At 66.3% G+C, this 26,572-nt stretch carries 26 protein-coding genes; 14 read left to right on the plus strand and 12 right to left on the minus strand.

The window, feature by feature from the left end; translation table 11 throughout:
• Positions 1–56: 56 nt before the first annotated feature.
• Positions 57–1,415 (minus strand): MATE family efflux transporter, encoded by a 1,359-nt coding sequence (locus ABNQ40_RS23120; protein WP_109050035.1) that lies wholly within the window; start codon positions 1,413–1,415, stop codon positions 57–59.
• 304 nt (positions 1,416–1,719) lie between these two features.
• On the opposite strand from ABNQ40_RS23120, the gene ABNQ40_RS23125 reads away from it, so the two are divergent.
• Both ABNQ40_RS23125 and ABNQ40_RS23130 read left to right on the plus strand, forming a co-directional pair.
• The gene (locus tag ABNQ40_RS23125; protein ID WP_199235331.1) at positions 1,720–1,905 is read left to right on the plus strand and encodes an entericidin A/B family lipoprotein; all 186 of its coding nucleotides are present in this window, start codon (positions 1,720–1,722) and stop codon (positions 1,903–1,905) included.
• 51 nt (positions 1,906–1,956) lie between these two features.
• Complete coding sequence (locus ABNQ40_RS23130; protein ID WP_014247578.1) at positions 1,957–2,145, plus strand: hypothetical protein; 189 nt, start codon at positions 1,957–1,959, stop codon at positions 2,143–2,145.
• A 64-nt stretch (positions 2,146–2,209) separates the two neighbouring features.
• On the opposite strand, the gene ABNQ40_RS23135 is transcribed toward ABNQ40_RS23130, so the two are convergent.
• Positions 2,210–4,195: a lytic transglycosylase domain-containing protein gene (locus ABNQ40_RS23135; RefSeq protein WP_247879806.1), complete on the minus strand. Its 1,986-nt coding sequence runs from the start codon at positions 4,193–4,195 to the stop codon at positions 2,210–2,212.
• Positions 4,196–4,231: 36 nt separating this feature from the next.
• On the opposite strand from ABNQ40_RS23135, the gene dapA reads away from it, so the two are divergent.
• Genes dapA through ABNQ40_RS23150 form a run of 3 tightly spaced genes read left to right on the plus strand, consistent with a single transcriptional unit; the run spans position 4,232 to position 6,638 of the window.
• Positions 4,232–5,107 (plus strand): 4-hydroxy-tetrahydrodipicolinate synthase, encoded by an 876-nt coding sequence (dapA, locus tag ABNQ40_RS23140; RefSeq protein WP_109490947.1) that lies wholly within the window; start codon positions 4,232–4,234, stop codon positions 5,105–5,107.
• Between the two features lie 30 nt (positions 5,108–5,137).
• Positions 5,138–5,611, plus strand: coding sequence for an SsrA-binding protein SmpB (gene smpB, locus ABNQ40_RS23145; protein ID WP_109050037.1), 474 nt, complete (start codon positions 5,138–5,140; stop codon positions 5,609–5,611).
• Between the two features lie 4 nt (positions 5,612–5,615).
• Positions 5,616–6,638: a methyltransferase gene (locus tag ABNQ40_RS23150; RefSeq protein WP_109050038.1), complete on the plus strand. Its 1,023-nt coding sequence runs from the start codon at positions 5,616–5,618 to the stop codon at positions 6,636–6,638.
• A 59-nt stretch (positions 6,639–6,697) separates the two neighbouring features.
• Here the strand turns inward: ABNQ40_RS23150 and ABNQ40_RS23155 are convergent, their stop codons facing one another.
• On the minus strand, positions 6,698–7,681 hold the full coding sequence (locus ABNQ40_RS23155; RefSeq protein ID WP_109050039.1) for an aldo/keto reductase: 984 nt from the start codon (positions 7,679–7,681) through the stop codon (positions 6,698–6,700).
• Between the two features lie 95 nt (positions 7,682–7,776).
• On the opposite strand from ABNQ40_RS23155, the gene ABNQ40_RS23160 reads away from it, so the two are divergent.
• Entirely contained in the window at positions 7,777–8,427 is a 651-nt protein-coding gene (locus ABNQ40_RS23160; protein WP_109050040.1) for a TetR/AcrR family transcriptional regulator, read from the plus strand.
• Here the strand turns inward: ABNQ40_RS23160 and ABNQ40_RS23165 are convergent.
• From ABNQ40_RS23165 to ABNQ40_RS23185, 5 genes are all read right to left on the minus strand, one after another.
• A complete protein-coding gene (locus tag ABNQ40_RS23165; protein ID WP_109050041.1) occupies positions 8,399–9,259 on the minus strand; it encodes a helix-turn-helix transcriptional regulator in 861 nt (286 codons plus the stop codon). The genes ABNQ40_RS23160 and ABNQ40_RS23165 overlap by 29 nt on opposite strands.
• Positions 9,260–9,310: 51 nt before the next feature.
• Positions 9,311–9,844: a YbhB/YbcL family Raf kinase inhibitor-like protein gene (locus ABNQ40_RS23170; protein WP_391349090.1), complete on the minus strand. Its 534-nt coding sequence runs from the start codon at positions 9,842–9,844 to the stop codon at positions 9,311–9,313.
• A 114-nt stretch (positions 9,845–9,958) separates the two neighbouring features.
• A complete protein-coding gene (gene hemB, locus ABNQ40_RS23175; protein WP_247879807.1) occupies positions 9,959–10,963 on the minus strand; it encodes a porphobilinogen synthase in 1,005 nt (334 codons plus the stop codon).
• A 117-nt stretch (positions 10,964–11,080) separates the two neighbouring features.
• Positions 11,081–12,007 carry a metallophosphoesterase gene (locus ABNQ40_RS23180; RefSeq protein ID WP_247879808.1) on the minus strand — a complete coding sequence of 309 codons (927 nt, stop codon included), beginning with the start codon at positions 12,005–12,007 and terminating at the stop codon, positions 11,081–11,083.
• A 19-nt stretch (positions 12,008–12,026) separates the two neighbouring features.
• On the minus strand, positions 12,027–12,920 hold the full coding sequence (locus ABNQ40_RS23185; RefSeq protein ID WP_109050044.1) for a diacylglycerol kinase family protein: 894 nt from the start codon (positions 12,918–12,920) through the stop codon (positions 12,027–12,029).
• Between the two features lie 307 nt (positions 12,921–13,227).
• On the opposite strand from ABNQ40_RS23185, the gene ABNQ40_RS23190 reads away from it, so the two are divergent.
• The 7 genes from ABNQ40_RS23190 to ABNQ40_RS23220 all read left to right on the plus strand — a co-directional run bounded on the left by ABNQ40_RS23190 (position 13,228) and on the right by ABNQ40_RS23220 (position 20,916).
• On the plus strand, positions 13,228–14,289 hold the full coding sequence (locus tag ABNQ40_RS23190) for an enoyl-CoA hydratase/isomerase family protein (protein ID WP_109050045.1): 1,062 nt from the start codon (positions 13,228–13,230) through the stop codon (positions 14,287–14,289).
• A gap of 257 nt (positions 14,290–14,546) precedes the next feature.
• Positions 14,547–15,020, plus strand: a complete 474-nt coding sequence (locus ABNQ40_RS23195) for a MarR family winged helix-turn-helix transcriptional regulator (RefSeq protein WP_045580172.1) — start codon at positions 14,547–14,549, stop codon at positions 15,018–15,020.
• A gap of 243 nt (positions 15,021–15,263) precedes the next feature.
• Positions 15,264–16,556, plus strand: coding sequence for a sodium:proton antiporter (locus tag ABNQ40_RS23200; protein ID WP_109050046.1), 1,293 nt, complete (start codon positions 15,264–15,266; stop codon positions 16,554–16,556).
• Between the two features lie 224 nt (positions 16,557–16,780).
• Positions 16,781–18,010, plus strand: coding sequence for an ABC transporter substrate-binding protein (locus tag ABNQ40_RS23205; protein ID WP_109050047.1), 1,230 nt, complete (start codon positions 16,781–16,783; stop codon positions 18,008–18,010).
• Positions 18,011–18,128: 118 nt separating this feature from the next.
• Complete coding sequence (locus ABNQ40_RS23210) at positions 18,129–19,016, plus strand: branched-chain amino acid ABC transporter permease (RefSeq protein WP_391349091.1); 888 nt, start codon at positions 18,129–18,131, stop codon at positions 19,014–19,016.
• A 4-nt stretch (positions 19,017–19,020) separates the two neighbouring features.
• Positions 19,021–20,016, plus strand: coding sequence for a branched-chain amino acid ABC transporter permease (locus tag ABNQ40_RS23215; RefSeq protein WP_391349044.1), 996 nt, complete (start codon positions 19,021–19,023; stop codon positions 20,014–20,016).
• Positions 20,017–20,253: 237 nt separating this feature from the next.
• The gene (locus tag ABNQ40_RS23220) at positions 20,254–20,916 is read left to right on the plus strand and encodes a phasin family protein (RefSeq protein ID WP_109051536.1); all 663 of its coding nucleotides are present in this window, start codon (positions 20,254–20,256) and stop codon (positions 20,914–20,916) included.
• A 108-nt stretch (positions 20,917–21,024) separates the two neighbouring features.
• Here the strand turns inward: ABNQ40_RS23220 and ABNQ40_RS23225 are convergent, their stop codons facing one another.
• Together ABNQ40_RS23225 and ABNQ40_RS23230 are read right to left on the minus strand one after the other, a co-directional pair.
• Positions 21,025–21,867, minus strand: coding sequence for a 23S rRNA (adenine(2030)-N(6))-methyltransferase RlmJ (locus ABNQ40_RS23225; RefSeq protein WP_109051537.1), 843 nt, complete (start codon positions 21,865–21,867; stop codon positions 21,025–21,027).
• 81 nt (positions 21,868–21,948) lie between these two features.
• Positions 21,949–22,560: a transglycosylase SLT domain-containing protein gene (locus ABNQ40_RS23230; protein ID WP_247879998.1), complete on the minus strand. Its 612-nt coding sequence runs from the start codon at positions 22,558–22,560 to the stop codon at positions 21,949–21,951.
• 666 nt (positions 22,561–23,226) lie between these two features.
• Between ABNQ40_RS23230 and ABNQ40_RS23235 the strand changes: the two genes are divergently transcribed.
• Complete coding sequence (locus tag ABNQ40_RS23235) at positions 23,227–24,573, plus strand: tetratricopeptide repeat protein (RefSeq protein ID WP_109051539.1); 1,347 nt, start codon at positions 23,227–23,229, stop codon at positions 24,571–24,573.
• 45 nt (positions 24,574–24,618) lie between these two features.
• On the opposite strand, the gene ABNQ40_RS23240 is transcribed toward ABNQ40_RS23235, so the two are convergent.
• Both ABNQ40_RS23240 and ABNQ40_RS23245 read right to left on the minus strand, forming a co-directional pair.
• Positions 24,619–26,118, minus strand: coding sequence for a hypothetical protein (locus ABNQ40_RS23240; protein ID WP_109051540.1), 1,500 nt, complete (start codon positions 26,116–26,118; stop codon positions 24,619–24,621).
• A 112-nt stretch (positions 26,119–26,230) separates the two neighbouring features.
• Positions 26,231–26,440 (minus strand): anti-sigma factor, encoded by a 210-nt coding sequence (locus ABNQ40_RS23245; RefSeq protein WP_247880000.1) that lies wholly within the window; start codon positions 26,438–26,440, stop codon positions 26,231–26,233.
• Positions 26,441–26,572: the final 132 nt, after the last annotated feature.

Genomic DNA, 26,572 nt, shown 5'->3' on the forward strand with positions numbered 1-26,572 from the left:
AGGAAATATAGCAACTCTCGCAATTGCACACAACGATTCGGGGCTGAAAAGCCGGCTCAACGCCGGCTCAAATACGCGAATCGGAGCGAGAGGATGGTGACCGATACCAGACTGGCGATCAGGATTCCCTCGAACAGCCCATGGGCACCGTGGCCGAGACCGAAGACCAGGAAGGCCGACACCGGAATCATCACCACGGCGTAGGAGAAGAAGTGCAGCGCCGTCGGGATCCAGGCGTCGTGCCGGCCGCGCAACGCGTTCGCCATCACCGTCTGGCCGCCGTCGGCGATCAGGATCCAGGCGGTGAAGGCGATCAGCGGCACCACCGCCTCCAGCAGCTGCGGATCGTTGGAGTAGATGGCGCCCAGCGCGTCGGGCACGCTGCGATAGAGAATGCCGACGCAGGCCAGGATGGCGCTGGTGACGCCGAGGCCGGTCCAGCCGGCCAGCGCCATGTCGCTGCGGTCGCCGCGGCCATAGGCGACGCCGACCCGCACCGCGGTGGCCGAGGCAAGTCCGACCGCCGCCATGAAGGGCAGGGCGGTCAGGTTCAGCCCGACCGTGTAGGCCCCCAGCGCCAGTGGGGAGATCATGCCGGCGAACAGGCCGAGCCCACCGAAAGCCCCGCTCTCCACCCCGATGCTGAGCCCGGCGGCATAGCCGAGGTGACGCTGGCGTGCGGCACCGCTCCACCAGTCGGACACCGGCCGGCGGACCTGCCAGCGGTCATGGTCTCGCATCCACCAGACATAGGCGACGAGCCCCAGCCCCATGGCCCAGCGCACGATGGTGGTCGCCCAGGCGGAGCCGACCGCGCCCAGCGGCTCCAGCCCGACATGGCCCCACACCAGCGCCCAGGCCAGCGCCGCATTGACGATGTTGCCGATCACCATGGCGACCATGCCCGGCCATGGGCGCTTGACGCCCTCCAGAAAGAAGCCGGTGGTGATGTAGAGCATCATGCCCGGCGCACCGAGGCCCAGAACCGCCAGCACATGGGCGCCGCCGGCAGACATCTCCGCGGTCTGGCCGCCGGCCTGGAAAAGCGGAACGCCGAGCAGCGAGACCAGGGCGAACAGCACCCCCAGCAGCAGCGCATAGGGGACCGACCGCCGCCATGCCCGCCCGCAGTCCGCATCGTTGCCGGCGCCGAAGGCGTGGGCGGTGATCATCACGGTGCCCATCAGCAGACCGACACCGGTACCGACCATGATGTTGCCGGGCAGATGGGCCAGCCCGTAATAGGCCAGCTCCTGGGCGGAGAAACGGCCGACGATGGCGGTGTCGACCGCCATCATTACCATCAGGCCGGCGCGGGAGACGATGACCGGCGCCGCCAGCCGCAGCAGTTCGCCGATGTGGGCGGCAAGGCGCGCGCGCAACGGCTCCGGGGCGGGCAGGGTGGCGGTGCTCATGACGAAACCTGTGGTGGAAGAGGGTGATGTCGCGGCCTGTGCCGTGCCGCCGGACCGTAGGGCTTGACCGGAAAGCGGGCAGGCTGCGCAAAAGCTGGTCATCTTGCCCGGTGGGCGTACCGCGTCAAGGTTTTCAGGCGCCTCGAAAGGACCGTTGCATTCACTGCATGGCGGCGAGGTGGGGTGCGGAACCAAGCCGCTGTCATTCCGTTGTCAGAAACAGAGACGAACGACACCCCGGCCATCACCCAATCGCAATCGCTGATTTCCTTCTCCCAGCCCCACCCCAGACCGGAGAGACACCATGCAGCACGCCAAGAACCGTCGGCAGCGCGCCACCGCCCGCGCCATCCCGTTCCCCGCGCGCGAGATGGTGATCCTGACCTTTCTGATGGCGCTGGCGGCCATGCTGACCGGCTGCAACACGGTCGAGGGTGCCGGTCAGGACGTTCAGGCCGGAGGCCGGGCGATTGAACGGACTGTCAACTGACGCGTTATCCCAGGGCCACCCCCATGGCCACCCTCGCGAAGGAGTTCCCGTATGAGCGAACCGCAGAAGCCGTCCACCCCCGGCGAGATTCCGCCGCCGTCCAACCCGAATCCGCCGCAGCCCGACCGTCCGACGACGCCCGATCCTTATCCGGTGCCCGACAACCCCGGCATCCTGCCGGAAGTCCCTCCGCCGGCCGACGAGCCGATGCCGGGCATGCCCAACCCGACGACGGCGTGACGGCGTCGCTGTACCGTAAAGGAACTGGGGAGGGGGCGCTGTTCCCCTCCCCAACCCGAACTGCTTACCGCCGCAGATCCCTGTCCAGGTTCGGCTCGGCCCGGTCGCCGTTCAGGCGGGCGCGATAGACCTGCACCGCCTCCAGCACGCGCTGGACATAGTTGCGGGTTTCGGAGATCGGGATCAGTTCGATCCAGTCGACCACGTCGATGGTCTCCGTGCGGGGATCGCCATAGGTCTGCAGCCACTGGCGCACCCGGTTCGGACCGGCGTTGTAGCCGGCGATCGCCAGCACCCAGGATCCGTTGAAGCGGTCGATCAGCTCGGCCAGATAGGCCGACCCCAGCGTGACGTTGTAGCCGGGGTCGGAGGTCAGCCGCGCGTTCGTGTGCTTCAGCCCCAGCTTTCCCGCCACCAGCTGCGCCGTCGTCGGCATCAGCTGCATCAGCCCGCGCGCACCGGCGGACGAAACGATGGTGGGGTTGAAGGTGCTTTCCTGCCGGATGATGCCGTGGATCAGCGCCAGTTCCGGTGCGGCCGGGCGGGCATCGATCATCGGATAGCCGGCCTCGACTAGGAACACCTCGTTCTGGGCGGCGTCCTTGGCGGCTGCCACAGCCAGATCGCGGCGGCCGACGTCGCTGGCCAACCGGGCGGTGAGCACATAGTCGGCCGGCGTCTTGGCGTCCAGGCTCAGGCGGCGGACGAACCCGGTCACCTGATCGGACGCATTGCCGCCGATCTCCGCCAGCAGGCGGGCGACGCGCACGACCTCGCGCCTGTTGAAGGCGGCCGTCTCGGCGCTGGACACGGTCGGCGGCGTCGGCAGGGTCACCGCGCCCCCGGAGACATGGCGGAAAGCCAACTGGCCGTAGAAGGTGGTGGGGTAGGTCGCCGCCTTGGCATACCAGTCGCGCGCCGGTCCGGTCTGGCCCAACGCCTCCGCGGCACGGCCGCACCAGTAGGCGCCGCGCGCCTTGCTGATCGGTGCGGTGACGGAGCGGTACAGCTTGTGGAAGTGGGTGAAGGCTTCCGACGGCTTGTCGAGGAAGCGAAGCGCCAGGAAGCCCGACAGGAACTCCGCATCGGCGAAGGAACTGCCCTCGCTCATCCCGTTGGCGCTGACCAGCCGGTAAGCGAGGTTGTAGTCGCCGCGCTCCATCGCCCGGCGGGCCAGCAGATGCCGTTCCGACCACCAGGATTGCGGACGGCCCATGTCGGTGCCGGCCTGGGCGATGATTTCCAGCGCGCCGGCATCGTCGCCCTTGCGCCGCAAATAGCGGGCGCGGTCGAACATCAGGCCCGGATCGTTGAGCAGGCTGGGCGGCACGCGCGACAGGATCGCCTCGGCGCCCGCACTGTCGCCGTCCAGCGCGATGCGCGCCTCGATCAGCGCGTCATAGGCTTCGTCGAAGAAGGGCAGCATCCGGCGGACCGGAGCCTCCTGCTTGGCCCAGAGCAGCCGGTCGATGCGCGCCTTATGGTCCTGCTGGCGCAGATAAGGCGTGTAATGGGAGAGGAAGGTGGCCTCCTCGTCCGCCGTGAAGGTGGCGTCGGCCCACTGCTTGCGGATCAGGGTGGTCGCACGCTCCGCGCTGCCGGTCGCGATCAGCGCGTCGGCATAGCGGACGAAGCCATCGTTGGTCTGCGGCGGGCTCTGGCGGAACCACTCCACCACGTCGGCCGGCGGGATGTCGGGCATCGCCATTTCCGCCTGACGGCGCAGCGCCGCCATGTTCGGCCAGTCCGGATTCTCGCGGATGAAGGCGGCGATGTCGGTGAAGCTGCCGCCGCCCGGGTTGGCGAGCGCGATCCAGCGCAGAACCTTCGCCGGTAACGGGTCTTGCGCGTTCGACGCCGAGGCCAGCGCTTCCGAAAGACGCTCGTCATTGGCGAGCCTGAAGGCCTCGCGGTAGAGGACGATGTCCTGCGGGCTCAGCGCCGCCGCGGGAAGGGCGCCGGGAAGCGCCGCGAAAAGGGTGAGGAGACCCGCAAAAACAGAGGTCCGGGCGCTCTTGCCGAGGGCGGCGGGGAGGGATAATGTGCGCAACTCTTTTTTCCAGCTAAGCCGACTGAGGAGGCAGCCATGTTCCACGGTTCCATCGTCGCCCTTCTGACTCCGTTCAAGGGCGGGAAAGTGGACGAGAAGGCCTTCCAGTCCTTCGTGGAGTGGCAGGTCGCGCAGGGCACGCACGGTCTTGTGCCCTGCGGCACCACCGGCGAGTCGCCGACCCTGTCCCACGAAGAACACAACCGCGTCGTGGAGCTGTGCATCGAGGCGGCCGGCGGCAAGGTTCCGGTGATGGCCGGAACCGGCTCCAACTCGACCGACGAAGCCATCGCCCTGACCCGCCATGCCAAGCAGGCTGGCGCGCAGGCGGCGCTCGTGGTCACGCCCTACTACAACAAGCCGTCTCAAGAGGGTCTGTACCAGCATTTCAAGGCGATCCATGACGCGGCGGATTTGCCGATCTTCATTTACAACATTCCGGGCCGCAGTGTCGTGGATATGTCTGTGGCGACGATGGCGCGGCTTGCAAAGCTGCCCAACATCGTCGGCGTGAAGGACGCGACCGCCGATCTGTCCCGCCCGTCCCGCCTGCTGCAGGAGGTCGGCCCCGACTTCATCCAGCTGTCGGGCGAGGATGCCACGGCGCTGGCCTTCAACGCGCAGGGCGGGGTGGGCTGCATCTCCGTCACCGCGAACATCGCGCCGGCGCTGTGCTCCGCCATGCAGACCGCCTGGGCGAAGGGCGACCTGAAGGAGGCGTTCCGCCTGCGCGACGTGCTGTCGCCGGTTCACGACTCGATGTTTGTCGAAACCAGCCCGGCGCCGGTCAAGTTCGCCGCCAGCCTGCTCGGCCTCGGCAGCGACGAGGTGCGCCTGCCGCTGGTTCCGGCGACCGAGACCGCCCGTGCCGCCGTGCGTGGAGCCATGACCAAGGCCGGCCTGTTGTCCTGAGTGACGGAACGGGCCGTATAGGAGAGAGATTTGGCGACGCGCGAGGAAGCAAAAAAATATGCGGCGCAGAACCGCCGCGCGCGGTTCGACTTCTTCATCGATGATGTCCTCGAAGCCGGGATCATGCTGACCGGGTCGGAGGTGAAGTCGTTGCGCGGCGGTCGCGCCAGTGTGAACGAGGCCTATGCCGGGCTGAAGGGCGGGGAACTGTACCTGTTCAACGCGTACATCCCCGAATATCTCCAGGCCGGCCGCATCGATCAGCATGAGCCGAAGCGGCCGCGCAAGTTGCTGGTCCGTCGCCGCGAGCTGGACAAGCTCGCGGCCGGGATCAAGCAGAAGGGCGTCACGCTGGTGCCGATGTCGGTCTATTTCAACGACCGTGGCTATGCCAAGGTCGAGATCGGCCTCGCCACCGGCAAGAAGAAGCATGACAAGCGTCAGAGTGAGAAGGACCGCAGCTGGCAGCGCGACAAGGCACGGCTGATGCGGGACAAGGGCTAATCCGGTGGCACGTCTCGACAATCGGGCTACGGACCGCGACTCCACCGTCGCCGCCGTGGCCGCCGAAGCCCTGTCCGACATCCGGCCGCAGGGCCGGATTCTCGTCGCCTTCGACAGCGACGGTGCCATCGCCGACGCGCTCCGCGATGGCGGTGCGGACGTGGTGGCGTGGAACCGTCTCGCCACGGGCGGGCAGGCCGCCACCCCCTGGCCGGCGGAGGGACCGTTCGACGGAGCCGTGCTGCGCCTGCCGCGCGGTTGGGCGGGATTCGAGATGGCCTTGCATGCGCTTGCCTCCCGCCTTTCCCCCGGTGCCCCGCTGTGGATCGCCGGCGGCAACGACGAAGGCGTGACCAGTGCCGCGAAGCATTTGGACGGGCTGACGGAAGAGCCGGAAACGCTGATCATCAAGCGGCGCGCCCGGCTGCTGCTGACCCGGCGCACCGATGCACCGGCCAAGGGGGCGCTGGAGGATTGGCGGCAGACCGTCACCCTCGCTCTGCCCGATCGGACGCTGGAGCTGGTGTCCTATCCGGGCCTGTTCGCCCACGGCCATCTGGATGCCGGCACCGAATGCCTGCTGAAAGTGCTGCCGGAGGTGGCGGCCGGTACCCGCGTGCTGGATTTCGGCTGCGGCGCTGGGGTGATCGCACGGGCCGTGCGTGAACGCCAGCCCGACGCGCCGTTGACCCTGCTGGACATCGACGCGGTGGCCCTGCACGCTGCCCGCCAGAATGTGCCGGACGCCGAACTGGTGCTGAGCGACGGCTTGGCCGGCCTGGGCACCCGCGAGCGTTTCGGCCTGATCCTGTCCAACCCGCCGCTCCACCGCGGCAAGGACGAGGATTTCGGCATGCTCGACGCGCTGGTGGCTGGGACGAAGCAGTATCTGAAGCTGCGCGGCACGCTGGTTGCGGTGACGCAGAGGACTGCCGGCATCGGCAAGCTGTTCAAGGCGGCGTTCGGCCACAGCGACATGCTGATGGAAACCACCCAGTTCCAGGTCTGGTCGGGAACGCCGAAGTAGGACATGCAGGACATGGGAGGTGGCAGGCCATGCCGCCTCCCATCGTCCGTCATCGCAACTTACACATTCACCCCGCGCATCCCCTCGGCGGTGTAGCGGTCCCCCGCCGCCGCGCCCGGTGGCAGCGCGTCGTTCAGCGCCTTGGCCTCCGCATCGGTCAGCGTCACCGCTGCTGCGCCGACATTCTCCTCCAGATACTTGATCCGCTTGGTGCCTGGGATCGGCAGAATGTCGGGCCCCTGAGCCAGCAGCCAAGCCAGCGCCACTTGTCCCGGCGTGCAGCCCTTCTGCGCCGCAAGTGCCTTGACCTGTTCGACCAAGGCCAGATTGCGGTCGAAATTGTCGCCGGCAAAGCGTGGTGCCACGCGGCGGAAGTCGTTCTCGGCGAACTGGTCGGGGCTGCTGACCGTCCCGGTCAGCATGCCGCGGCCGAGCGGTGCGTAGGCGACCAGCGAGATGCCGAGGTCCCGGCAGGTTGGCAGCACCGCAGCCTCCACATCGCGGGTCCACAGCGAATATTCGCTCTGCACCGCGGCGATGGGGTGGACGGCGTGGGCACGGCGCAGGGTGGCCGCCGACACCTCCGACAGGCCGAGCGCGCGGACCTTGCCCGCCGTCACCAGATCGGCCATGGCGCCGACCGTCTCTTCCACGGGGATGTCCGGGTTGATGCGGTGAGCGTAATAGAGGTCAATGGTCTCCACCCCCAGCCGCTTCAGCGAAGCATCGCAGGCCTGGGCCACGTAGGCCGGGCTGGTATCGACCCGGCGGGCATACTCGCCGGGCTGGCGGACGATGCCGAACTTGGTGGCAATCGTCACCCGGTCGCGCTTGCCGGTCAGGAAACGGGCGAGCAGCGTTTCATTGTGTCCACTGCCATACATGTCGGCGGTGTCGTAGTGGGTGACGCCAAGCTCCAACGCCCGTTCCAGCGTGGTGAGCGACTGGGCATCGTCGGTCGGGCCATAGAACTCCGACATGCCCATGCAGCCGAGGCCGATTTCGGATACCGAGAGAATGCCACCGATGTTGCGCTGTTTCATCGCTTTACCCCTCCCGTGCCGCGGCCGGGCGGATTACCCTGGGAACCTGCGGCAACAACTACACTACACTGTGCAGTGTACTTAGAGGGTGGGGAATGTCAACGTCTCAGGCGGGGGGTGCCGCGCGCGGTTCGGCCAAACGGGATGCGGTGGTGGAGGCGGCCACACGTGCCTTCCTGACACATGGCTATGAGGCGTCGTCGATGGACGCCATCGCCGCCGACGCCAACGTGTCGAAGCGCACCGTCTACAACCATTTCCCCGGCAAGCGGGAGCTGTTCCAGGCCGTTGTGTCGGAACTCTATGAGGGGTTCCGCAGCGAGGACGGACAAAGCCTGCTGCGCCACGACCAGCCGCCGGAGCAGGCTCTGCCGGCTTTCCTGCGATCCCTGCTGGTCCATACCGGCCGGCCTGAGGTGCGCGGCCTCCTGCGTCTGGTGATCGCCGAGCATCAGCGCTTTCCCGAACTGTCGCAGGACTATCTGGAAGGCGGTAAGAGCCAAGCCTATGCGTTGCTGGACGACTACATCGCCGCCCAACATGCCCGCGGCCGGCTGAACGCGCCGGAGCCGCATGTGGTGGCGACCCAGCTGCTTGGCGGCATGAAGGAGGTTCTGTTCTGGCCGACCATGTTGGGCCTGCCGGTCACCGCCGACCCGGAGAAGGTGATCGCCGATTCGGTCGCGGCCCTGATCCGCGCCTACGGTGCTGCGCCGGTCAGCGTCCCCGCAGGTTCGACGGGTTGACGCCCATCGCTTCCCTGATGCGGCGGGCGAAGTGGGAGCGGTTGGCATAACCGCAGGCCTCCGCCGCCTCCTGCACGCTCAGCCCCTCGCTTTCCAGCAGGTCGCGGGCGTGGGCAACCCGTTCTTCCGTCAGGATGCTGCGGACCGAGCACCCCTCGTCGCTCAATCGGCGGCGCAGCGTGCCGGTGCTGAGGTTGAGCGCTCCGGCCACGCGCTCCGCGGTCCAGGAAATGTCGGGCTGGGTCCGCAGCAACTGGCGCACCGCGTCGGCGGTCCCGGTCGGCGCCACCGGTCCCAGCCACCAGACACCATCCTCCAGCAAGGCCAGCAACACCTCCATGCAGCGATGCTCCGCCAGCTTGGGCGGGAGCGGAGGATCGGCGGTGAGACCGGCGGCGGCATGGTGGATGGCGTCGGTCAGGGATGGCGTCAGGGTGACATGCCAGTCGCCGGGCCGGGTGCGTTGCGTCAGCCCGTCCGTGCCATGGGCCCGCAGAAGCCGCCGGACCATCTCCGCCGGGAACTCCAGCACCAGCGCACGGTAACGTCCGCCGGCGCTGGGATCGTTCACCACCGCTCCGGACCAGCCCGGCGGCAGCAGCATGGCGCTGCCGGCCGGGAAGCGGCGGGTTGTGCCGGATTGGTCGGTCAGCTCCTTGGTGCCTTCCAGCACCGCGATCAGGGCGGTGCGCTCGATCTGCACCTCGGCCAGACGCTCGCGGTCATGGGCGACGAAGGCCCACAGCTCCGGCCGGTGTGGCCGGTCGCCGCCGCCGGGACGCAGATCGCGGGCGGCGAAGCGGGACAGGCGGGCGAGCAGATCGGGACCCATGGCGTTCATCCTTCGGCCTCGGTCAATCCTAGGGCTGGTCGGGTCAGGCGATCAACGGCCGTAACGGGCCGTCAGCGTCGCCTTGCCCAAGCCAGCGGCATTCAGGTTGAAGCCGACCATGGCGCCCGATGCGTCCGCGGGCAGGGGTAGGCTGTCGACCTTCAGCGCATGGACGGTGACGACATAGCGGTGCGGCTTGTCGCCCTGCGGCGGGCAGGGACCGCCATAGCCGGGAGTGCCGAAGTCGGTGCGGCTCTGAACGGCACCGGCTGGCAGGGTCGGCTTGGCCGCATCGCCGGCACCGGCGGGCAGGCCGCGGCTGTCGGGCGGCAGGTTGAACACCACCCAATGCCACCAGCCGCTGCCGGTCGGCGCATCCGGATCGTAGATGGTGACGGCGAGGCTGCGCGTGCCGGCCGGGGGCGCCGTCCAACTCAGGGCCGGCGACTGGTTGGCGCCGGTACAGCCAAAGCCAGCGAAGACATTGCGCTCGGGGATCGGCGACGTGTCGGTGAAATCGGGGCTGTGCAGTTCGAACGCCGCAGCGGGCGAGGCGGCCAGCAGCAGGCCGGTCAGCAGAGCCATGCGGACGGGAAATTCAGCGGTCATCGGGCGTCTCCGTCGTTCGGGATGCCCTGACGATAAAGGGCCGCGGATCGCTCCGCGGCCCCGAACGGCTCAAAGACGGTCCCGAACCGCTCAGCCCTGCCTGAGCAGCCTCGCCGCATCCACCGCGCCATAGGTCAGGATGGCGTCGCATCCGGCCCGCTTGAAACCCATCAGCGTTTCCAGCAGAGCCTTGTCGTAGTTCAGCCAGCCATTGCCAGACGCGGCGCGCAGCATCGCGTATTCGCCCGACACGTGGTAGGCGAAGGTCGGGACCGCGAACTGGTCCTTCACCCGCCTGATGACGTCGAGATAAGGCAGGCCCGGCTTCACCATCACCATGTCCGCACCCTCCTGCAGGTCGCAGGCGACCTCGCGCAGGGCCTCGTCGGTGTTGGCGGGGTCCATTTGGTAGGTGGTCTTGTCGCCCTTCAGGAAGCCGCCGGAATTCACTGCGTCGCGGAACGGGCCGTAGAAGGCGGAGGCGTATTTGGCGGCGTAGGAACAGACACGGGTCAGCTGATACCCCTCGGCATCCAGCGTGTCGCGGATGGCGCCGATGCGGCCGTCCATCATGTCGGACGGGGCGACGATGTCGACGCCGGCCTCCGCCTGCGACAGGGCCTGACGGATCAGAACCTCGACCGTCTCGTCATTCTGGATGTAGCCGTCGCGCAGGAGGCCGTCATGCCCATGCGTTGTGTAGGGGTCGAGGGCCACGTCGCCCAGGATGCCGACATCGGGAGCGGCGGCCTTCACCGCGCGGATGGCGCGGTTCATCAGATTCTCAGGATTGTAGGCTTCCGCCGCATCCTCCGACTTGCCCTCGGAGCCCACGACCGGAAACAGCGCGATGCAGGGAATGCCCAGCGCGCCGGCTTCCACCACCGCCTCGCACAGCAGGTCGATGGTCATGCGCTCCACCCCAGGCATCGAGGCGACGGGTTCCCGCCGGTTCTCGCCTTCGATCACGAAGACCGGCCAGATCAGATCGTCGGCGGTCAGCGTGTTCTCGGCGACCAGACGGCGGGTCCAGGCATCGGCGCGGTTGCGGCGCAGACGGGTGCGCGGGAAGGCGGCGGGCAGGGTGATCGGCATCGGGAGAACCATGCACTTAGAACGAGTGCGGCGATCCTACGCCTTCCCTCATCGTGAACTCAAGCCGCGGGGGCCGTTCCAGTCCTTAGGGACCGGGCCGGCAGCCTTGCGCAGGTCTCATGCCCCGCCATGGGCCTCCCCGCTTGCATGCCGGGCAACCGACTCCCATCGCGCAGCCATCGGATCGGCGACGGTGGAACCATCGGAGCCCACCGGCCGGAAGCCGGTGTCCTGTGCCTGCAGGGCCCAGCGGCTGCCTTCCTTGCGGTAACTTGACACCAATCCGCCGGTAAAGGCGGCGCCCTCCCAGGACCGCACCTCGAACCTCACATCGGGATGGGCGACGGTGATCAGGTTATAGGCGTTCGCCTCGTTCCGCAGGCGGGTGGAGGTGGCGGTGGAGGCCTGGGCGACCAGGATGGACCGGGCGACCTGGGTGTGGAAGCTCATGATGTCGCCGGAATAGGCCTTGTGCAGATGCCCGGCCAGCAGCAGGTCGACGCCGCAGCTTTCCAACGCGGGCAGCGCCAGCTTGTGGCGGCCGACCAGCTGGGTCTTTGGCAGGTCGGGCGGCGGCAGGAAGGGATGGTGGGTGAACAGCACCTTGAACACCCTGTCCGGCATTCCGCAGAAGACCTCGCGGACCCGCGCGATCTGCCGCTTGTTCATCCGCCCTTCGGAAAAATCCATGATCACGGGGCGGGCGGTATTGATGCCCAGCACCGCGATCTCGTCGTCAATGTGCAGCGGACTGAAGTCGCTGGTGATGTAGCGCCGGTAATGGCCGAACGGGTCGGTGAAGCGCTTGAACACATTGTAAACCGGGATGTCATGATTTCCCGGTACAGCCATGTAAGGAAACGGCAATTTTTGCAGAAAGGCCCGCGCCTCTTCGAAGTGGCGCGGCTTGGCCCGCTGGACGAAATCGCCTGAAATGACGATCAGGTCGGGAGCCTGCGCGGTCAGGTCGGCCAGCAGGCCATCGACCACGCGCGGGTCGATCCGCCCGAAATGCAGGTCGGAGATGTGAGCGAGCCGTTTCACGCCATCCTCATCCTTTCTCTCAGCCGGGCGCCAGAACCTTCAGTGCACCGGGGAGAATCCGATAATGCAGCGGGGCGTGCAGTTTCCGGATCTCGCCATCGTTGACCATCTTCAGGTGGTGCCTGCGGCTGTGGACCGTCAGGTTGGTCACCGCATAGGTCTCCAGCCCTTCGTCCTGCTTCCACGAACCGGCAACCAGACGTCCCATCAACCGCAACATCGCGAAGGCGTTCCGTTCGCGGGCCACATAAACCCCGAGTTTCCCGGCATCGAGCGCTTGGCGGGAGAGGACGAGCCCGAACCCGTCGTCATAGACGTTGTTAGAGACCACCAGAATCGGCGTGCGCATCCGCCGCGGCCCCTCGCCCCAGTCCAGCCGGACATCCAGCATCGGCAGCCGGTACAGCGTCTTCGCCAAGGCTACGGCGGCACCTGGCCATTTCAGCAGCCGGTGCTGCTTGCGCTGGCGTTCGCGTTCCTGGACCACCTGCGGATAAAAGCCCAGAACCGAACTGTTGGTGTAGGGCTCCCCGTTCACCTCGGCGATGTCGATGGCGCGGATCCGGCCCGCAGCCAGTGCCTCCGCCGCATCCTCCAGTTCCAGCGGAACATGAAGATCACGGGCTAACAGGTTGAGAGTCCCTAAAGGTATCACGCCAAGCGTCTTGCCCTTAGGGAGCGCCAGCTTCACCGCGCTGTGCAGCGTGCCGTCGCCGCCGCCGACCACAACGGCCTCGGCATCGGAGTCCAGCACCCGTTGGATCGTGTCGGTGCATTGCGCGCCGTCGACGGTGTGGAGGTCCACGGTCGCGCCATGCCGTTCGAATGCTGTGCGGATCGCCGTCTCCGCGCGATCGATGGGCCGATCGACCAGGGAGCCCGCCTGCCGGTTCAGGACGATTCCGATCTTCATGGCGCACCCGGCAGGCTGTTGAGCGGCATCGGCATCTGACCTTCCCTGAGAAGTCGAATGGTGTCTCGTCTTCAGATGAGAGCGTGAGCGCAACGGTCCAAGAGGGGCGATGTTCCTGATTGGCCGTGCCGGACCGTAACGGGCGAACATCCGGATCCGTATGGTGGGTTTGACAGCGCCGCCCGCTCCCGTATCATCGCTGTCGGCCGATGCTGCCGTCCTGACGCGCAAAGGGATGCTCGGCAGGGATGGCGCAGGTGGCCCGTCACCGCCAGATTCGCAACGATAATTGAGAAAATACAAGACGATGAGCGACGCTGCTGAGATTCTGTTCGAACGTCGGGGCGCTATCGGCCTCGTCACGCTCAACCGGCCCAAGGCGCTGAACGCGCTGACGCTGGGCATGATCAGGCTGTTCGATCCGCAGTTGCGGGCCTGGAACGCCGATCCGGAGGTCAAGGCCGTCGTGATTCGCGGTGCCGGCGAAAAGGCCTTCTGCGCTGGCGGCGACGTCGTCAGCCTGTATGAGGCTGGTAAGGCCGCCAAGGAGGGGCGTGGCGACACCGGACCGGTCCGTGCCTTCTTCAGCGAGGAATATGTGCTGAACCGGCTGATCAAGCGCCTGTCCAAGCCCTATGTCGCACTGATCGACGGCATTTCCATGGGCGGCGGCGTCGGACTGTCGGTGCACGGCACCCACCGCATCATCACCGAGCGCACCCTGTTCGCCATGCCGGAAACCGGGATCGGCCTCTATCCCGACGTCGGCGGCACCTATTTCCTGCCGCGCCTGCCGGGGCAGGTCGGCATCTGGCTGGGGCTGACCGGCGACCGGCTGAAGGCCGCCGACCTGCTTGCCATCGGTGCCGCCGACGCGTTCGTACCGAGCGCCAGGATCGACGCGCTGATCGACGATCTGGCTGCCGGCGTTCCGGCCGACGAAGCCGTCGCCACCCACCGCGGTGAAGCGGGCGATGCGGCGGTGAGCGGCATCCGCGCGGCGGTCGACCGCTGCTACGCCTTCGACAGTGTCGAAGCCATCGTCAAGGCGCTGGAGGCAGAGGGAACCGAGTGGGCAACCGGTCAGATCGCCATCCTGCGCCGGGTGTCGCCGACCAGCCTGAAGGTGACGCTGGCTGCCTTGCGCCGTGGCGCCAAGCTGGATTTTGAAGGCTGCATGGTGCAGGAACTGCGCCTCAGCCTCGCCTGTCTGGCCGGCGACGATTTCTACGAGGGTATCCGCGCCGTCCTGGTCGACAAGGACAAGAACCCGAAATGGAAGCCGGCCGAGCTGACCGATGTCGGTCCGTCGGATGTCGAGCGGCACTTCGCCGAACCGGCTGGCGGCGATCTCGTGTTCCGGGACTGACCATAGGCGATGCCGAGGGGATGAAGGTCACGCACCGATTGCGTGGCCTTCCCCTTTTTGCTTATGCGTGACCTGCCGCCCGGCCGAAAGCCTTTCGCCGGGGGGACCCTGCGAAAGGGGCCTGTACAGACGGGTTGTGCCAGACTTTTTCTGGAATTATTAAGATGATTGCCGACGAATGATCGGTTAATCTCGCTTTAAGGTCCCGGTATCGTCCTTGCGCGGGGAACGGCCGGTTAGAGCCAAAGGAGACCGCGGTGCGCAAACCCTATTATGAGAGCATTCTGTTGATCGAGCGGCTTCACCGCCACTTTCTTGAAGTGCTCAAGACTGAGTTGGACCGGCTCGGCATCCAGGACATCAACAACGTCCAGAGCCTGATCCTGTACAACATCGGCGAAGACGAGATGACGGTCGGCGAACTGACCGCGCGCGGTTATTATCTGGGCTCCAACGTCTCCTATAACGTCAAGAAGATGGTCGAGAACGGCTATCTCGGCCAGGAACGCTCTCCGCACGACCGCCGGTCGGTCCGTGTCCGCCTGTCGGAGAAGGGCCTGGATCTGCGCGAGAAGATCAGCGTCATGTTCGAACGTCATCTGACCGCCCTCGAGAAGGCCGGCTTCAGCGACGAGGAACTGACCAAGGCCAACGAGACCCTGCGCAAGCTGGAACGTTTCTGGTCGGCCTCGCTCGACTACAGCGGTTTTCCGATGACCTCGGCGGCCTGACCGGCCGATTTTGCGACGGCCCCCGCGGTTCCGGCTCCCGCGGGCGGCATCGGGTTCAAGCGTTCCATTGTGGCCTCCAGTTCGGGCAGGGAAGCGCGACCGATTGAGCCGGCACCTTCGCCATCCATTCCGCAAGCCTTCTTGCGCCTGAGCTGAACCCATTCGCGACGTCGTGCGTTGTCGTAGATTGGCCTTGGCGCGGCCCTATTGCCGTGCCGAAGCGATCATGGCAATGGGCGGCGCATGTCTTACACGGTCATGTTAGTAGGGCTGGGATTCCTGATCCTGCTGGTGGCGTGGCTGCCGATGGTGCTGAGGGAATTGCCGCTGTCCCTCCCGATCATCTGCGTCGGTCTCGGCTTTCTGGTCTTCGGAACGCTGGAACTGGAAAACCCGGAGCCGCTGGCCTTTCCGGAAGCAACCGAGCGGCTGACCGAACTGATCGTCATCATTTCCCTGATGGGGGCGGGGCTGAAGCTGGATCGCCGCATTGGCTGGCGTCGCTGGATCATCACGTGGCGCCTGCTGGGCATCACCATGCCGTTGTCGATTCTCATGATCGCCCTGATCGGCTGGTACTGGCTCGATTTCCCTCTTCCGGCCTCGATCCTGCTGGGGGCGGCTCTGGCGCCCACCGATCCGGTCCTTGCCTCCGACATTCAGGTCGGCCCGCCGAAATCGGGTGAGGAGGACGAGATCCGGTTCAGCCTGACCTCCGAGGCCGGGCTGAATGACGGGCTGGCCTTTCCCTTCGTCCATCTCGCCATCGGGGTGGCGCTGCTCAACGGCAATCCGCCCTGGGACCTGCTGGAACATTGGGTGCTGTTGGACGTGGTCTGGAAGCTGATTGCCGGAGTCGGTGTCGGTTGGCTGGTCGGGCGTTTCCTCGGCTATGTCACGTTCCGTGTGCCGAACCGCGCCAACCTGTCGCGGACCGGCGACGGGTTCGTGTCGCTCGGCATCACGCTGATCGCTTATGGCCTGACGGAACTTGCCAGCGGATATGGATTCGTCGCCGTCTTCGTCGCCGCGCTTGCCCTGCGCGACGCGGAGCGCAACAGCGAATACCACGAGCGTTTGCACGATTTCGTCGAGCAGACCGAGCGGCTGATGATGATGATGATGCTCGTACTGTTCGGTGGGACGATCGCGCATGGCCTGATCGACGCCCTGTCCTGGAGCGCCGTGGGTGCCGCGGTGGTCATCCTGCTTCTGGTGCGTCCGGTGGCGGGGGTGGTCGGGCTGACCGGCGTGGCGATGCCGGTCGGCGAGAAGCTGGCCATCGGCTTCTTCGGCATCCGCGGCATGGGCAGCATCTATTACATCGCCTATGCGCTGAACGCCGCGGAGTTCGATGTGCCGAATGCGCTGTGGGCGATCACCGGGTTGATCGTGCTGCTCTCGATTCTCGTTCACGGCACCACGGTGACGCCGATCATGCGGCGGATCGACCGGGGCCGACAGGCCGTTGACCCGCCGCCGGACAGCTCCATACACCGCCGAATGGAAAAAGCGGGCGTTTCGGCAGACCCTTGATGAAAATTGTTTGTGAAGCTGAAATTCCGCTTTCCGTACAAGGTGATGCCCCTGCATAGTGGACGGGAAGGGACGGCGCGCACGGCCTGACGGTTTCCGATGAAACCAAATGAGCAGGCCGGCACGACCGTCCGGGACCCGCCGGACGAACCGATCCGAACGATCCAATCCGGACGGGCGCCCGCACTATGCGCAACGCAACGCTGAGGGGGAGGAATTCACGCATGATCGCACGTCTTCTGGCCAGTGCCGCCCTTGCTGCCCTGACGATCGGTGTCATGTCCACCGGGCCTGCCATGGCCCAGCAGGGCAAGCTGTCCGGCGACATGGTCAAGATCGGTGTGCTGAATGACCGTTCGGGCCTCTATGCCGACCTCGGCGGCGAGGGATCGGTCATCGCCGCCCGCATGGCGGCGGAGGAGTTCGGCAACAAGATTCTGGGCAAGCCCATCGAGATCATCTCCGCCGACCACCAGAACAAGCCGGACATCGGCGCCAACCTCGCCCGCCAATGGATCGACCAGGATGGCGTCGATGTGATCGTCGATGTGCCCAACTCCGGCGTGGCGCTGGCCGTACAGGAAGTGACCAAGGAGAAGAAGAAGATCTTCCTGATGGAAGGTCCGGCCACCTCGCGTCTGACCGGCGACGCCTGTTCCCCCACCGGCTTCCACTGGCCCTACGACACCCACGCGCTGGCCGTCGGCACCGGTCAGGCGATGGTGAAGGAGGGCGGCGACAGCTGGTTCTTCATCACCGCCGACTACGCCTTCGGCCATCAGCTGGAGGCCGACACCTCGGTCGAGGTGAAGAAGGCGGGCGGCAAGGTCGTCGGTTCGGTGAAGGCGCCGCTGAACTCCGCCGATTTCTCCTCCTTCCTGCTCCAGGCGCAGGCGTCGGGCGCCAAGATCGTCGGCCTTGCCAACGCCGGCGGCGACACCATCACCTCGATCAAGCAGGCGTCGGAATTCGGCCTGACGCAGGGTGGCCAGCAGAAGCTCGCCGGTCTGCTGATCTTCCTGTCCGACGTGCATGCTCTGGGGCTTCAGGTCGCCCAGGATCTGGTGCTGACCACCGGCTTTTATTGGGACCGCGACGACGAATCGCGCGCCTGGTCCAAGAAGTTCTTCGACCGCTACGGCAAGATGCCGACGATGGTGCAGGCCGGCAGCTATTCCGCCGTCCGCCATTATCTGAAGGCCATCGAGGCCGCCGGGACCGACGACGGCCCGACCGTCGCCGCCAAGATGAAGGAGATGCCGGTCAACGACATGTTCGCCAAGAACGGCACCATCTTGCCGAACGGCCGCATGGTCCACGACATGTATCTGGCCCGCGTGAAGAAGCCGTCCGAATCGAAGGGCGCCTGGGATTATTACCAGATCCTGCGCACCATCCCCGGCAAGGAAGCCTTCGCAAGCTTCGAGGAGAGCGGCTGCAAGCTGCCGAAATGACGGTGCCGAAATGATGGCCGGCCGGCACAAGCCATGACGTGACGGAGCGGCATCCCCGCCGCGACGGTCCTGGGGGACCGGTTCGGCGGGGATGCCGTTGGGGAGAGCGACGCTCATGATGGGAACGATTTTCGGCATTCCGCCCCAGGCGCTGTTCGGCCAGCTTTTGCTGGGGTTGATCAACGGATCGTTTTACGCGCTGCTCAGCCTTGGGCTGGCGGTGATCTTCGGCATGTTGAACGTCATCAACTTCGCCCATGGCGCGCTCTACATGATGGGCGCATTCGTCGCCTGGCTGCTGCTGACCCAGCTGGGCATCGGTTACTGGTGGGCGCTGCTGCTGGCGCCGCTGGTCGTCGGGCTGTTCGGGGTGGTGCTGGAAAAGACGCTGCTGTCGCGGCTCTACAAGTTGGACCATCTCTACGGCCTGCTGCTGACATTCGGGCTGGCATTGATCGTCGAGGGCGCGTTCCGCCACCAGTATGGTGTCTCGGGGCAGCCTTACCCCATCCCCGACACGCTGAAGGGGGGGCAGAATCTCGGCTTCATGTTCCTGCCCAACTATCGCGGCTGGGTGGTCGTCGCTTCCCTGATTGTCTGCATCAGCACCTGGATCGCCATCGAGAAGACAAAGCTGGGCGCCTATCTGCGCGCTGCGACGGAAAATCCGGTGCTGGTTCAGGCCTTCGGCATCAATGTCCCGCGGATGATCACGCTGACCTACGCCTTCGGCGTGGCGTTGGCCGGGCTTGCCGGCGTACTGGCGGCGCCGATCTACCAGGTGTCGCCGCTGATGGGATCGAATCTGATCATCGTGGTGTTCGCGGTGGTGGTGATCGGCGGCATGGGCTCGATCCTTGGCGCCGTGCTGACCGGCTATGGGCTTGGCCTGCTGGAGGGGCTGACCAAGGTCTTCTACCCGGAGGCCTCCAACATCGTGGTCTTCGTCATCATGGCGGTGGTGCTGATGATCAAGCCAGCCGGCCTGTTCGGACGGGAGAGGTGAGCGCATGAGCCTTCATTCGCAAAGCGGCATCCGGGCATCCGGGAAGGCTTCCCAAGCGCCGGCGACGGGGGCGACGCTGGCGCGGGTCGGCGCCCTTGCGGTGCTGGTGGCGCTGCTGGCGGTTCCCTTTCTGCTCTATCCCGTCTTCCTGATGAAGGTGCTGTGTTTCGCGCTGTTCGCCTGCGCCTTCAACCTGCTGATCGGCTTCGGCGGTCTGCTCAGCTTCGGCCACGCCGCCTTCTTCGGCAGCGCCGCCTATATCACGGCCCATACGGTGAAGGTGTGGGGACTGTCGCCGGAACTGGGGATTCTGCTTGGCACCGCGGCGTCGGCATTCCTCGGCATCCTGTTCGGCAGCATCGCGATCCGTCGCCAGGGCATCTATTTCGCCATGATCACGCTGGCGCTGAGCCAGATGGTGTTCTTCCTGGCCCTGCAATTGCCCTTTACCCATGGTGAGGATGGCATCCAGGCGGTTCCGCGCGGCGTGCTGTTCGGTATCTTTGACCTGAACAACCCGCTGGCGATGTATTATACGGTGCTGGGCGTTTTTCTGATCGGCTTCGCCATCATCTGGCGGACCGTGCACTCCCCCTTCGGACAGGTTCTGAAGGCGATTCGTGAGAATGAACCGCGTGCCATTTCGCTGGGCTACCGCACCGAGCGTTACAAGTTGATGGCATTCGTCCTGTCGGCGACGCTGGCCGGGCTGGCCGGCGGCACCAAGGCGATCGTGTTTCAATTGGCGACGCTGACCGACGTAACGTGGCAGATGTCGGGCGAGGTGGTGCTGATGACGCTGTTGGGCGGCATGGGCACGCTGACCGGGCCGGTGATCGGAGCCGCTCTGGTGGTGACCTTGGAGAATTATCTGGCGGCGACCAGCCTTCCCGTGCCGGTGGTGATCGGTTGCATCTTCGTCGCCTGCGTGCTGGTCTTCCGCCGCGGCATTGCCGGGGAGATCCAGGCGCGGTTTGGAAAGCAGAGCCGTTCCGGATAGCGGCCCTGATTAAGATGGATCAAATCGAATAATAACTGTTTCATGCAAAAGACAGTTCGATTTCAAAATACCGCATACCTCGAAAGAAAGTATGCGACGCTATTATTTTGCGTCCTGGAACGTTCTGTTTTCCGGGTGTTATAGGGATGAACTCGTTCGGCGGTGCAGCATAAATGGCCGACGCGAGATTTGGGAAGAAGCGTCCTCCCGGACGATAATATTCGAGGAGCATCCCGCATGGCTATGGACAAGGACACCACAACCGGTGTGCGCGAGACCGCCGACCTGGCGAAGGGCACGCTCGACGATCTGACGCGCGCCGGCGAGACCACCACCCGCCGCGCTGCCGACGCCGCGCGCTCGATCGGTGGAACCGCGGCGGAAACGGGAGCCCACGCTGCCGATGCCGGTCTGGGTGCCGGACAGAAGGCGATGGATGCCGGTGCCGACATCACCCGCCGTGGCGCCGAAGCCGCCAAGTCCGCGATGGGCTCCGCCACCGATGTCGCCGGCCGCACGACGGAGCAGTTCCAGCGCGTTCTGGGCCTGTCCAAGGAAGCCCAGGGCGAAGTCGCCAGCCAGACCCGCGAGACCATGGACGTCATGGTCCAGTGCAGCAGCGTGCTGGCCGACGGTCTCCAGAATGCCTGGCGTGAATGGATGGGGCTGGCCCAGGAGGTCGCCTCCCGCAACGCGGAGGGCGTGAACGCCCTGATGCGCAGCCGGAGCGTTCCCGACTTTTACGCCGCGCAGAGCCGCATGCTGAAGGACAACATGCAGCTGGTTCTCAGCCGCAGCGTCAAAATCTCCGAGCTGTCGGCGAACACCGCCAACACCGCCATCGGCAAGTTGAATGCCCGCCTGGAAGGCGCGGCCCAGCAGGCGGAGCGCCGGTTCTGACCACCGCGCCGCCGATGACGGTACGTCATCGATAACGAACGGTCTCCATCCTGACTCAACCCCGGCCCGATAGGACCGGGGTTTTTTCTGCGCCTGAACCGGCTTTCCCTATGACGCCTCGGGCGTCAACCAGCTGACCGCCGTGCCGCCGCCGGTCGAGGGCAGGGCGTCGTGCAGGGCCGGCAGCATTGCCTTGAGCGTTTCGTCCAGCTGCCAGGGCGGATTGACGATCAGCAGACCGGAGCCGTTCAGCCGGAGATGGGTGTCTTCGGGGTGCCAGGTCAGTTCGGCGATCAGCACTTTCGGGATGCCGGTCTTTTCCACCGCATCCTGGAACCGCCAGACAGCCGCACGCTCTTTGATCGGATACCACAGGGCGAAGATGCCGGTGGACCAGCGGCGGTGCGCCAGTGCCAGCCCCTCCGCCATGCGGGCGAACTCGTCCGGCTGCTCGAACGGCGGATCGATCAGGACAAGCCCGCGCTTCTCCTTGGGCGGAAGGTGGGCCTTCAGCGCGGTGTAGGCGTCCGACTGATGGACGGCGACGGCGCGGTCGCCGGCGAACTCCGCTTTCAGGGTGTGGGCGTCGTCAGGATGCAGTTCCACCAGCACTATGCGATCCTGCGGGCGCAGGGCCGCGCGGGCTACGCGGGGGGAACCCGGGTACCAGCGCAGGGACCCATCCGGATTCAGTGCCTGTACGGCGTCGAGATAGGGTGCCAGGGCAGGGTGCGGCAGGGGATGGCCGAACAGCCGGCCGATGCCCTCGTCGCTCTCCGCCGTCTTGCGGGCCGCTTCGGACGTCAGGTCGTAGCGGCCGATCCCGGCATGGGTGTCGAGCACGCAGAACGGTGCCGGCTTGGCGCGCAGATGATCCAGGATCAGCGCCAGGACGGCGTGCTTCATCACGTCGGCCGGGTTGCCGGCGTGGAAGATATGGCGGTAGTTCATGCGTCGGGGTTTACCCGATCCGACAGCGCCGCGCCAGCGCTCTCAGAGCGACCGTCACGCAGCATGGCTGTCAGGTGTTCGTCAGTTGATGGCCGCGACCTGCTGGGCGTTGCGGAAGCTGCGGCGGGTACGCGGGGCGACACTGACGGGATCGCTGTCTTCACAACGGGAGGAGGCGAGCAGCTTGGCGCTCTGCGTGTCCAGTTCGGACAGGCTCTGCCAGATCTTGCAGACATAGGCCTGGGCGCGGCGGCCCGAGCTGCCATTGTAGCGGGTCAGCGCGGTCTTCCAGTTGCCTTCCTCGCCGTGGAAGCGGACGAGAAGCTGGCCGGCATAAAACACGTTGTCGCGCGGCTCGACGATCTTCTCCAGCGGTTGGAACTCGCCCCGGTGAGTCGCGACCGACAGCTGCATGCAGCCGACATAGGTGTTGCTGCGAAGCTGGCCGCGATGGTCGCGCAGGTGGCGGGCAGCGTCACTGACATTCCGGGCGTAATAGGGGCGACCCTGCACGCTCATCGCGAACGGGTGGGGAGCGCCGTCCTGGCCGCTCTCCACCAGGGCGATGGCGACCAGCATGCCGGACGGAATGCCCAACTTCTGCTCGGCTTCCACCGCGTGGGTGACGCAGCTTTCCTTCGACTGAGGCGCGGTCTGGGCCTGGGCCATGCCGGAAACGGTGAGGACAGCCATGGAAGCCGTCAGCAGTCCCGCAGCCAGTGCGAAGCGTCCACACCCTGTGGCGCCTACGCGCTGATTTCGTCCCCGCATCCCAAACCTCCTTCTGCTGTCGCCCCGTGTTCTACGGCGGCTGTTTGACCCCCCGCGCGGGGCCGTTGTTCCGGTCACCGAGTCGCTTACGGCGACCGCCTCCTACCCAGATGTTCAGCGCCTCCCAATCGGGCGCCGGGGCCACACTTCCAAAAATTTGATCCATCGTCAACCCGCTTGCACCCTGGTAATACCACAGCTTTCGTCCGGCAGATGTCACGCCGAGCCCTGAAACGGACGGCTTAGGCCCTTCGGCGTGGGACATAAGCCATTGAATCGCCACATTTGCCGGCGATAACGATAGGGTTAGCCAAGCTGGCTCCACTATCCTTTTGAACAGGGTCCGCAAACAGGGCTACTGCGACCGCGTGTCGCCGGAATCACACTTCGGAAGGATTTTCGCTCCCCCCTTGCGCAGCGCAGCATGTTGGGGCAGTAAACTCCGCCGCCTTATTTCCCGGGACTCGGATGCCTGGGGGTTGGCGGAGCCGCAGCGTCGCCCGGGACGGCCCGATGGCGGGCGGAGGCGGGTTCTCCGGGCCGGCGGCATCTCCCTGGCCGAAGCCCGACACCAGAGGACATTCATCCGTGTCAGCGGATCCCTCCTTCGGCGACGAGCCGAAAATCTACAATCTCGATCAAATGTTCCGGGTTGGATACGACCGGCTCTATGCCGGGGATCACGCCGGGGCCGGGCTCGCATTCCGTGCCGCCGTCATTGTCGATCCCGACAATGGCGAAGCGTGGTCCGCGCTGGGCGAAGCGGAAGGCGCACAGGGTCCGGCGGGGCAGACCGCCGCCTGTTTCCGGCGCGCCGTCGCGCTTGAGCCGGGAAACCGGGCATGGCGGTCGATGCTTGCCGATGCCCTGCGGCAGTGCGGCGAAATCGATGCTGCACTTGCGCTTTTCCACGCTCTGGCGGCGGAGCGGAGCGATTCGGCGCAGGTTCGACTCGGGCTCGCCCGCTGTCTCGCTGCACTTGGCCGGTCCGATGAGGCGTTGGAGGAATTCCGGGAGGCGGTGGCTCTGCGCCCCAACGACCGCGATGCCGTGCTGGCATTGGCCGAAACACTGAGCGCGTCGGGCGATGCGCTGGCGGCGGTCGAACTGCTTCAGCCGCTTGCCCGCCGGTACGAGGACGATTCGGCTGTCCATCATGCGCTGGGACGCAGTTGGCTTGCCCTTCGCGAACCGGTGAAGGCTCTGGCTGTGCTCCGTCACGCCCGGGGCCTCGCGGAGGGGGATGAGGCGGCGGCCATAGAACGGTTGATCGCCGCTCTGGAGGCCGGGGAGGGGGCCGACCTGTCGGCCGCCTATGTCCGTGCCCTGTTCGACCGCTATGCCGACCGCTTCGACCAGGATCTGGTCGGCAAGCTCGGCTATGCGGCGCCGGACCTGCTGCGCTCTGCGGTCGACCGGGTGATGCCCGCTGCCGTGGCTCTGCGGATTCTCGATCTCGGCTGCGGCACCGGGCTGGCGGGGGTGACCTTCAAACCGCTTGCCGCACATCTGGCCGGGGTCGATCTGTCGCCGAGGATGGTCGAGAAGGCACGCCAGCGCATGCTCTATGAAGAGTTGAGTGTCGGCGACGTAGTGGAGGCGATGGAGCGGACGCCCGGCGGCTGGGACCTGCTGGTCGCCGCCGATGTCCTTGTCTATATCGGCGATCTCGCAGCCGTCTTTGCCGCGGCGGCCCACGCTCTGGTGCCAGGAGGCCATTTCGCCGCGACCGTGGAGCGTCTGGCGGACGAAGCGGCGGTCGATCCCTTTGTTCTCGGCGCCACCCGGCGATATGCCCATGCCGAAGGCTATGTCCGGGAAACCGCGGGCATGGCCGGGTTCACGATCCGCCTGATGGAGCCCTGCACGCCGCGCCGGGAGAAGGGCGTACCGGTTCCCGGCCTGCTGTTCGTGGTGGAGCGGGCGGCGCCATAAGGGAGGCGCCGCAGACCTCGACGCTCTCTTTGGCGGATGGCCCTTTCAGATGGCCTGGGTGTAACGGCCGCCATCGCCGGGCAGGCACCAGCGGGCATGCAGTTGACCCTTCGCATCGAAGCTGCATGCGATCCATCCGGCCCCCCGCAGCAGGCGCCGCCCGTTTTCCGCGAAGGGCGGCATCTCGAACCGATGGGCCGGCAGGGGATGATCGGGGCGGATCGCCAGCGGCTCCGCCAACCGTGACCGCCAGCCGGCCGGCCGGCCGGTTGCGGTGAAAGTGGGGGTATAGAGCTGCCACATCTCCAGCCCGCCACCGCGCAGCACTCCCCGCGCTCCCGCTCCGTCTGCAAGGCCTCGGGACGCGATGGTGATGCGGCAGCCGCTGCGCCGGGAAAAATCGCCCAGGGTGCGCAGCATCCTCTCCCAATCGGCATGGCGTCCGGCCGACGACAAACGGTCCCCCAGCCGCCCCTGCAGCCGGCCCTCCAGTCGGTTGCGCATCCGGTCCGGAATTGCGCTTCCCAGGCGGTCGAGCAAGGCGGCGGCGGGAGACAGGAGCGGCCCGCCGCTGACCAGGATCAGATGCCGGCATCCGGCGAAGCGGTCGAGCCAGTCGGACAGCAGGCTCCAGTCCCGTTCGGACAGCAGGCGCCGACTGTTGCGGTCGGTCCAGAGATCGAGCGCAAGAAGGCCGGCTTCGCCCAGGACGAAGCCCTGCGCCAGCGTTCCGCAGGCGGACCCCCACAGGCAATCCGGCGGGCTGTCCGCCACCGACCCGGTCTGGAACAGCTGGACCTGACGCCTCACCGCCATCAGCAGCGGACGCAGGCTGCGCGATGTGGCGTCGCCCTCCTCCCGGCTGCTCCAGGCGCCCGCCAGCAGACGGCCGAGATCGGCGCCATCCCACATCATCACCGACGGGATGGAGGCCAGCGCCGAGGCCGCGGCGGCACCGCTCCAAACCCGCAGCATCCGGTCGAAGCCGGCGGTCATCAATTCCTCCGCCACACCGGGCAGGGCGGGGCCGAGCCGCCGTGAGGCATCCGTCAGCAATCCCCGGGCCTGGGCGGAGGCTGACATCACCGCGTCGCCATCGATCTGCCCGCCCGCCTGAACCAACAGGTGATAGCGGTCGGCGGTATGCCGGGAGATCAGGTCGGGCCAGAGAGCCGGCGGCGCATTGGCGTCGGGACCGGCATCTCCACTCATTCCGCTCCCGTAAAGAATAGCGAGGCGGGGAAATGAATGACGGCCCGGAACGATCACGTTCCAGCGGGGACCGTCAGGGAAACCGTATGTGACATCCGTGTCGCGCATGCCGCGGGGAACGGCGAAGTCGAAGCGCCATACCTGGCGGCGGCGCCAGACCATCAGGTGACGCGGCGGGACGGGCAGGGTGACGCCGTCCACCCGCAGATCGTCGGGCTCGACGTCCCCATCCAGAACGAACAGCGCCGACAGCCACCATCGGTCGCGCTGCTCCCCGCGGAAGTACAGGATCGGGCCGAGCAGGATGCTCGGCTCCGCTCGTCTCGGCGCCATGCTTCATCCGTCCGAACCGGCCCTTCCCCCAAAGATGGGCCTGCCGCATGCAATAGCGCAATGTGCTGCCGGACGGAGAAAAAATAACGCGGGGCGCGCGGCCGGGGGGCCGTCAGCCGTTCCGCTTGCGCAGCAGTTCCAGCATTCGGGGGGGTACCTCTTCGCTCAGGACCGGGTCGTAAAGGCGATGAAGCTCCTCGACATGCTGGCGATGCTGAGCGAGCAGCGCCTTTGCGTCGGGATCGCTCTCGACCACGCTCTCGAATTCGGCACGCTCCCGCTCGTCCAGGGCGCCGTCCAGATAGGCGTTTATATCGGTCATCGTTACACGCTTCATCTCTGTCGTTCCCGGATGGGTCGCCGGGGTTCTCCCCTGGGACACGATCAACCGTGACACGTCCGGTGGCTCCACCGCTGGCGGACGGCTCGGCCGAAAGGACCCCTACCCCATCTT

The sequence above is a fragment of the Azospirillum sp. A23 genome (assembly GCF_042938965.1).
In the GTDB taxonomy this organism is placed as follows: Bacteria; Pseudomonadota; Alphaproteobacteria; order Azospirillales; family Azospirillaceae; genus Azospirillum; species Azospirillum melinis.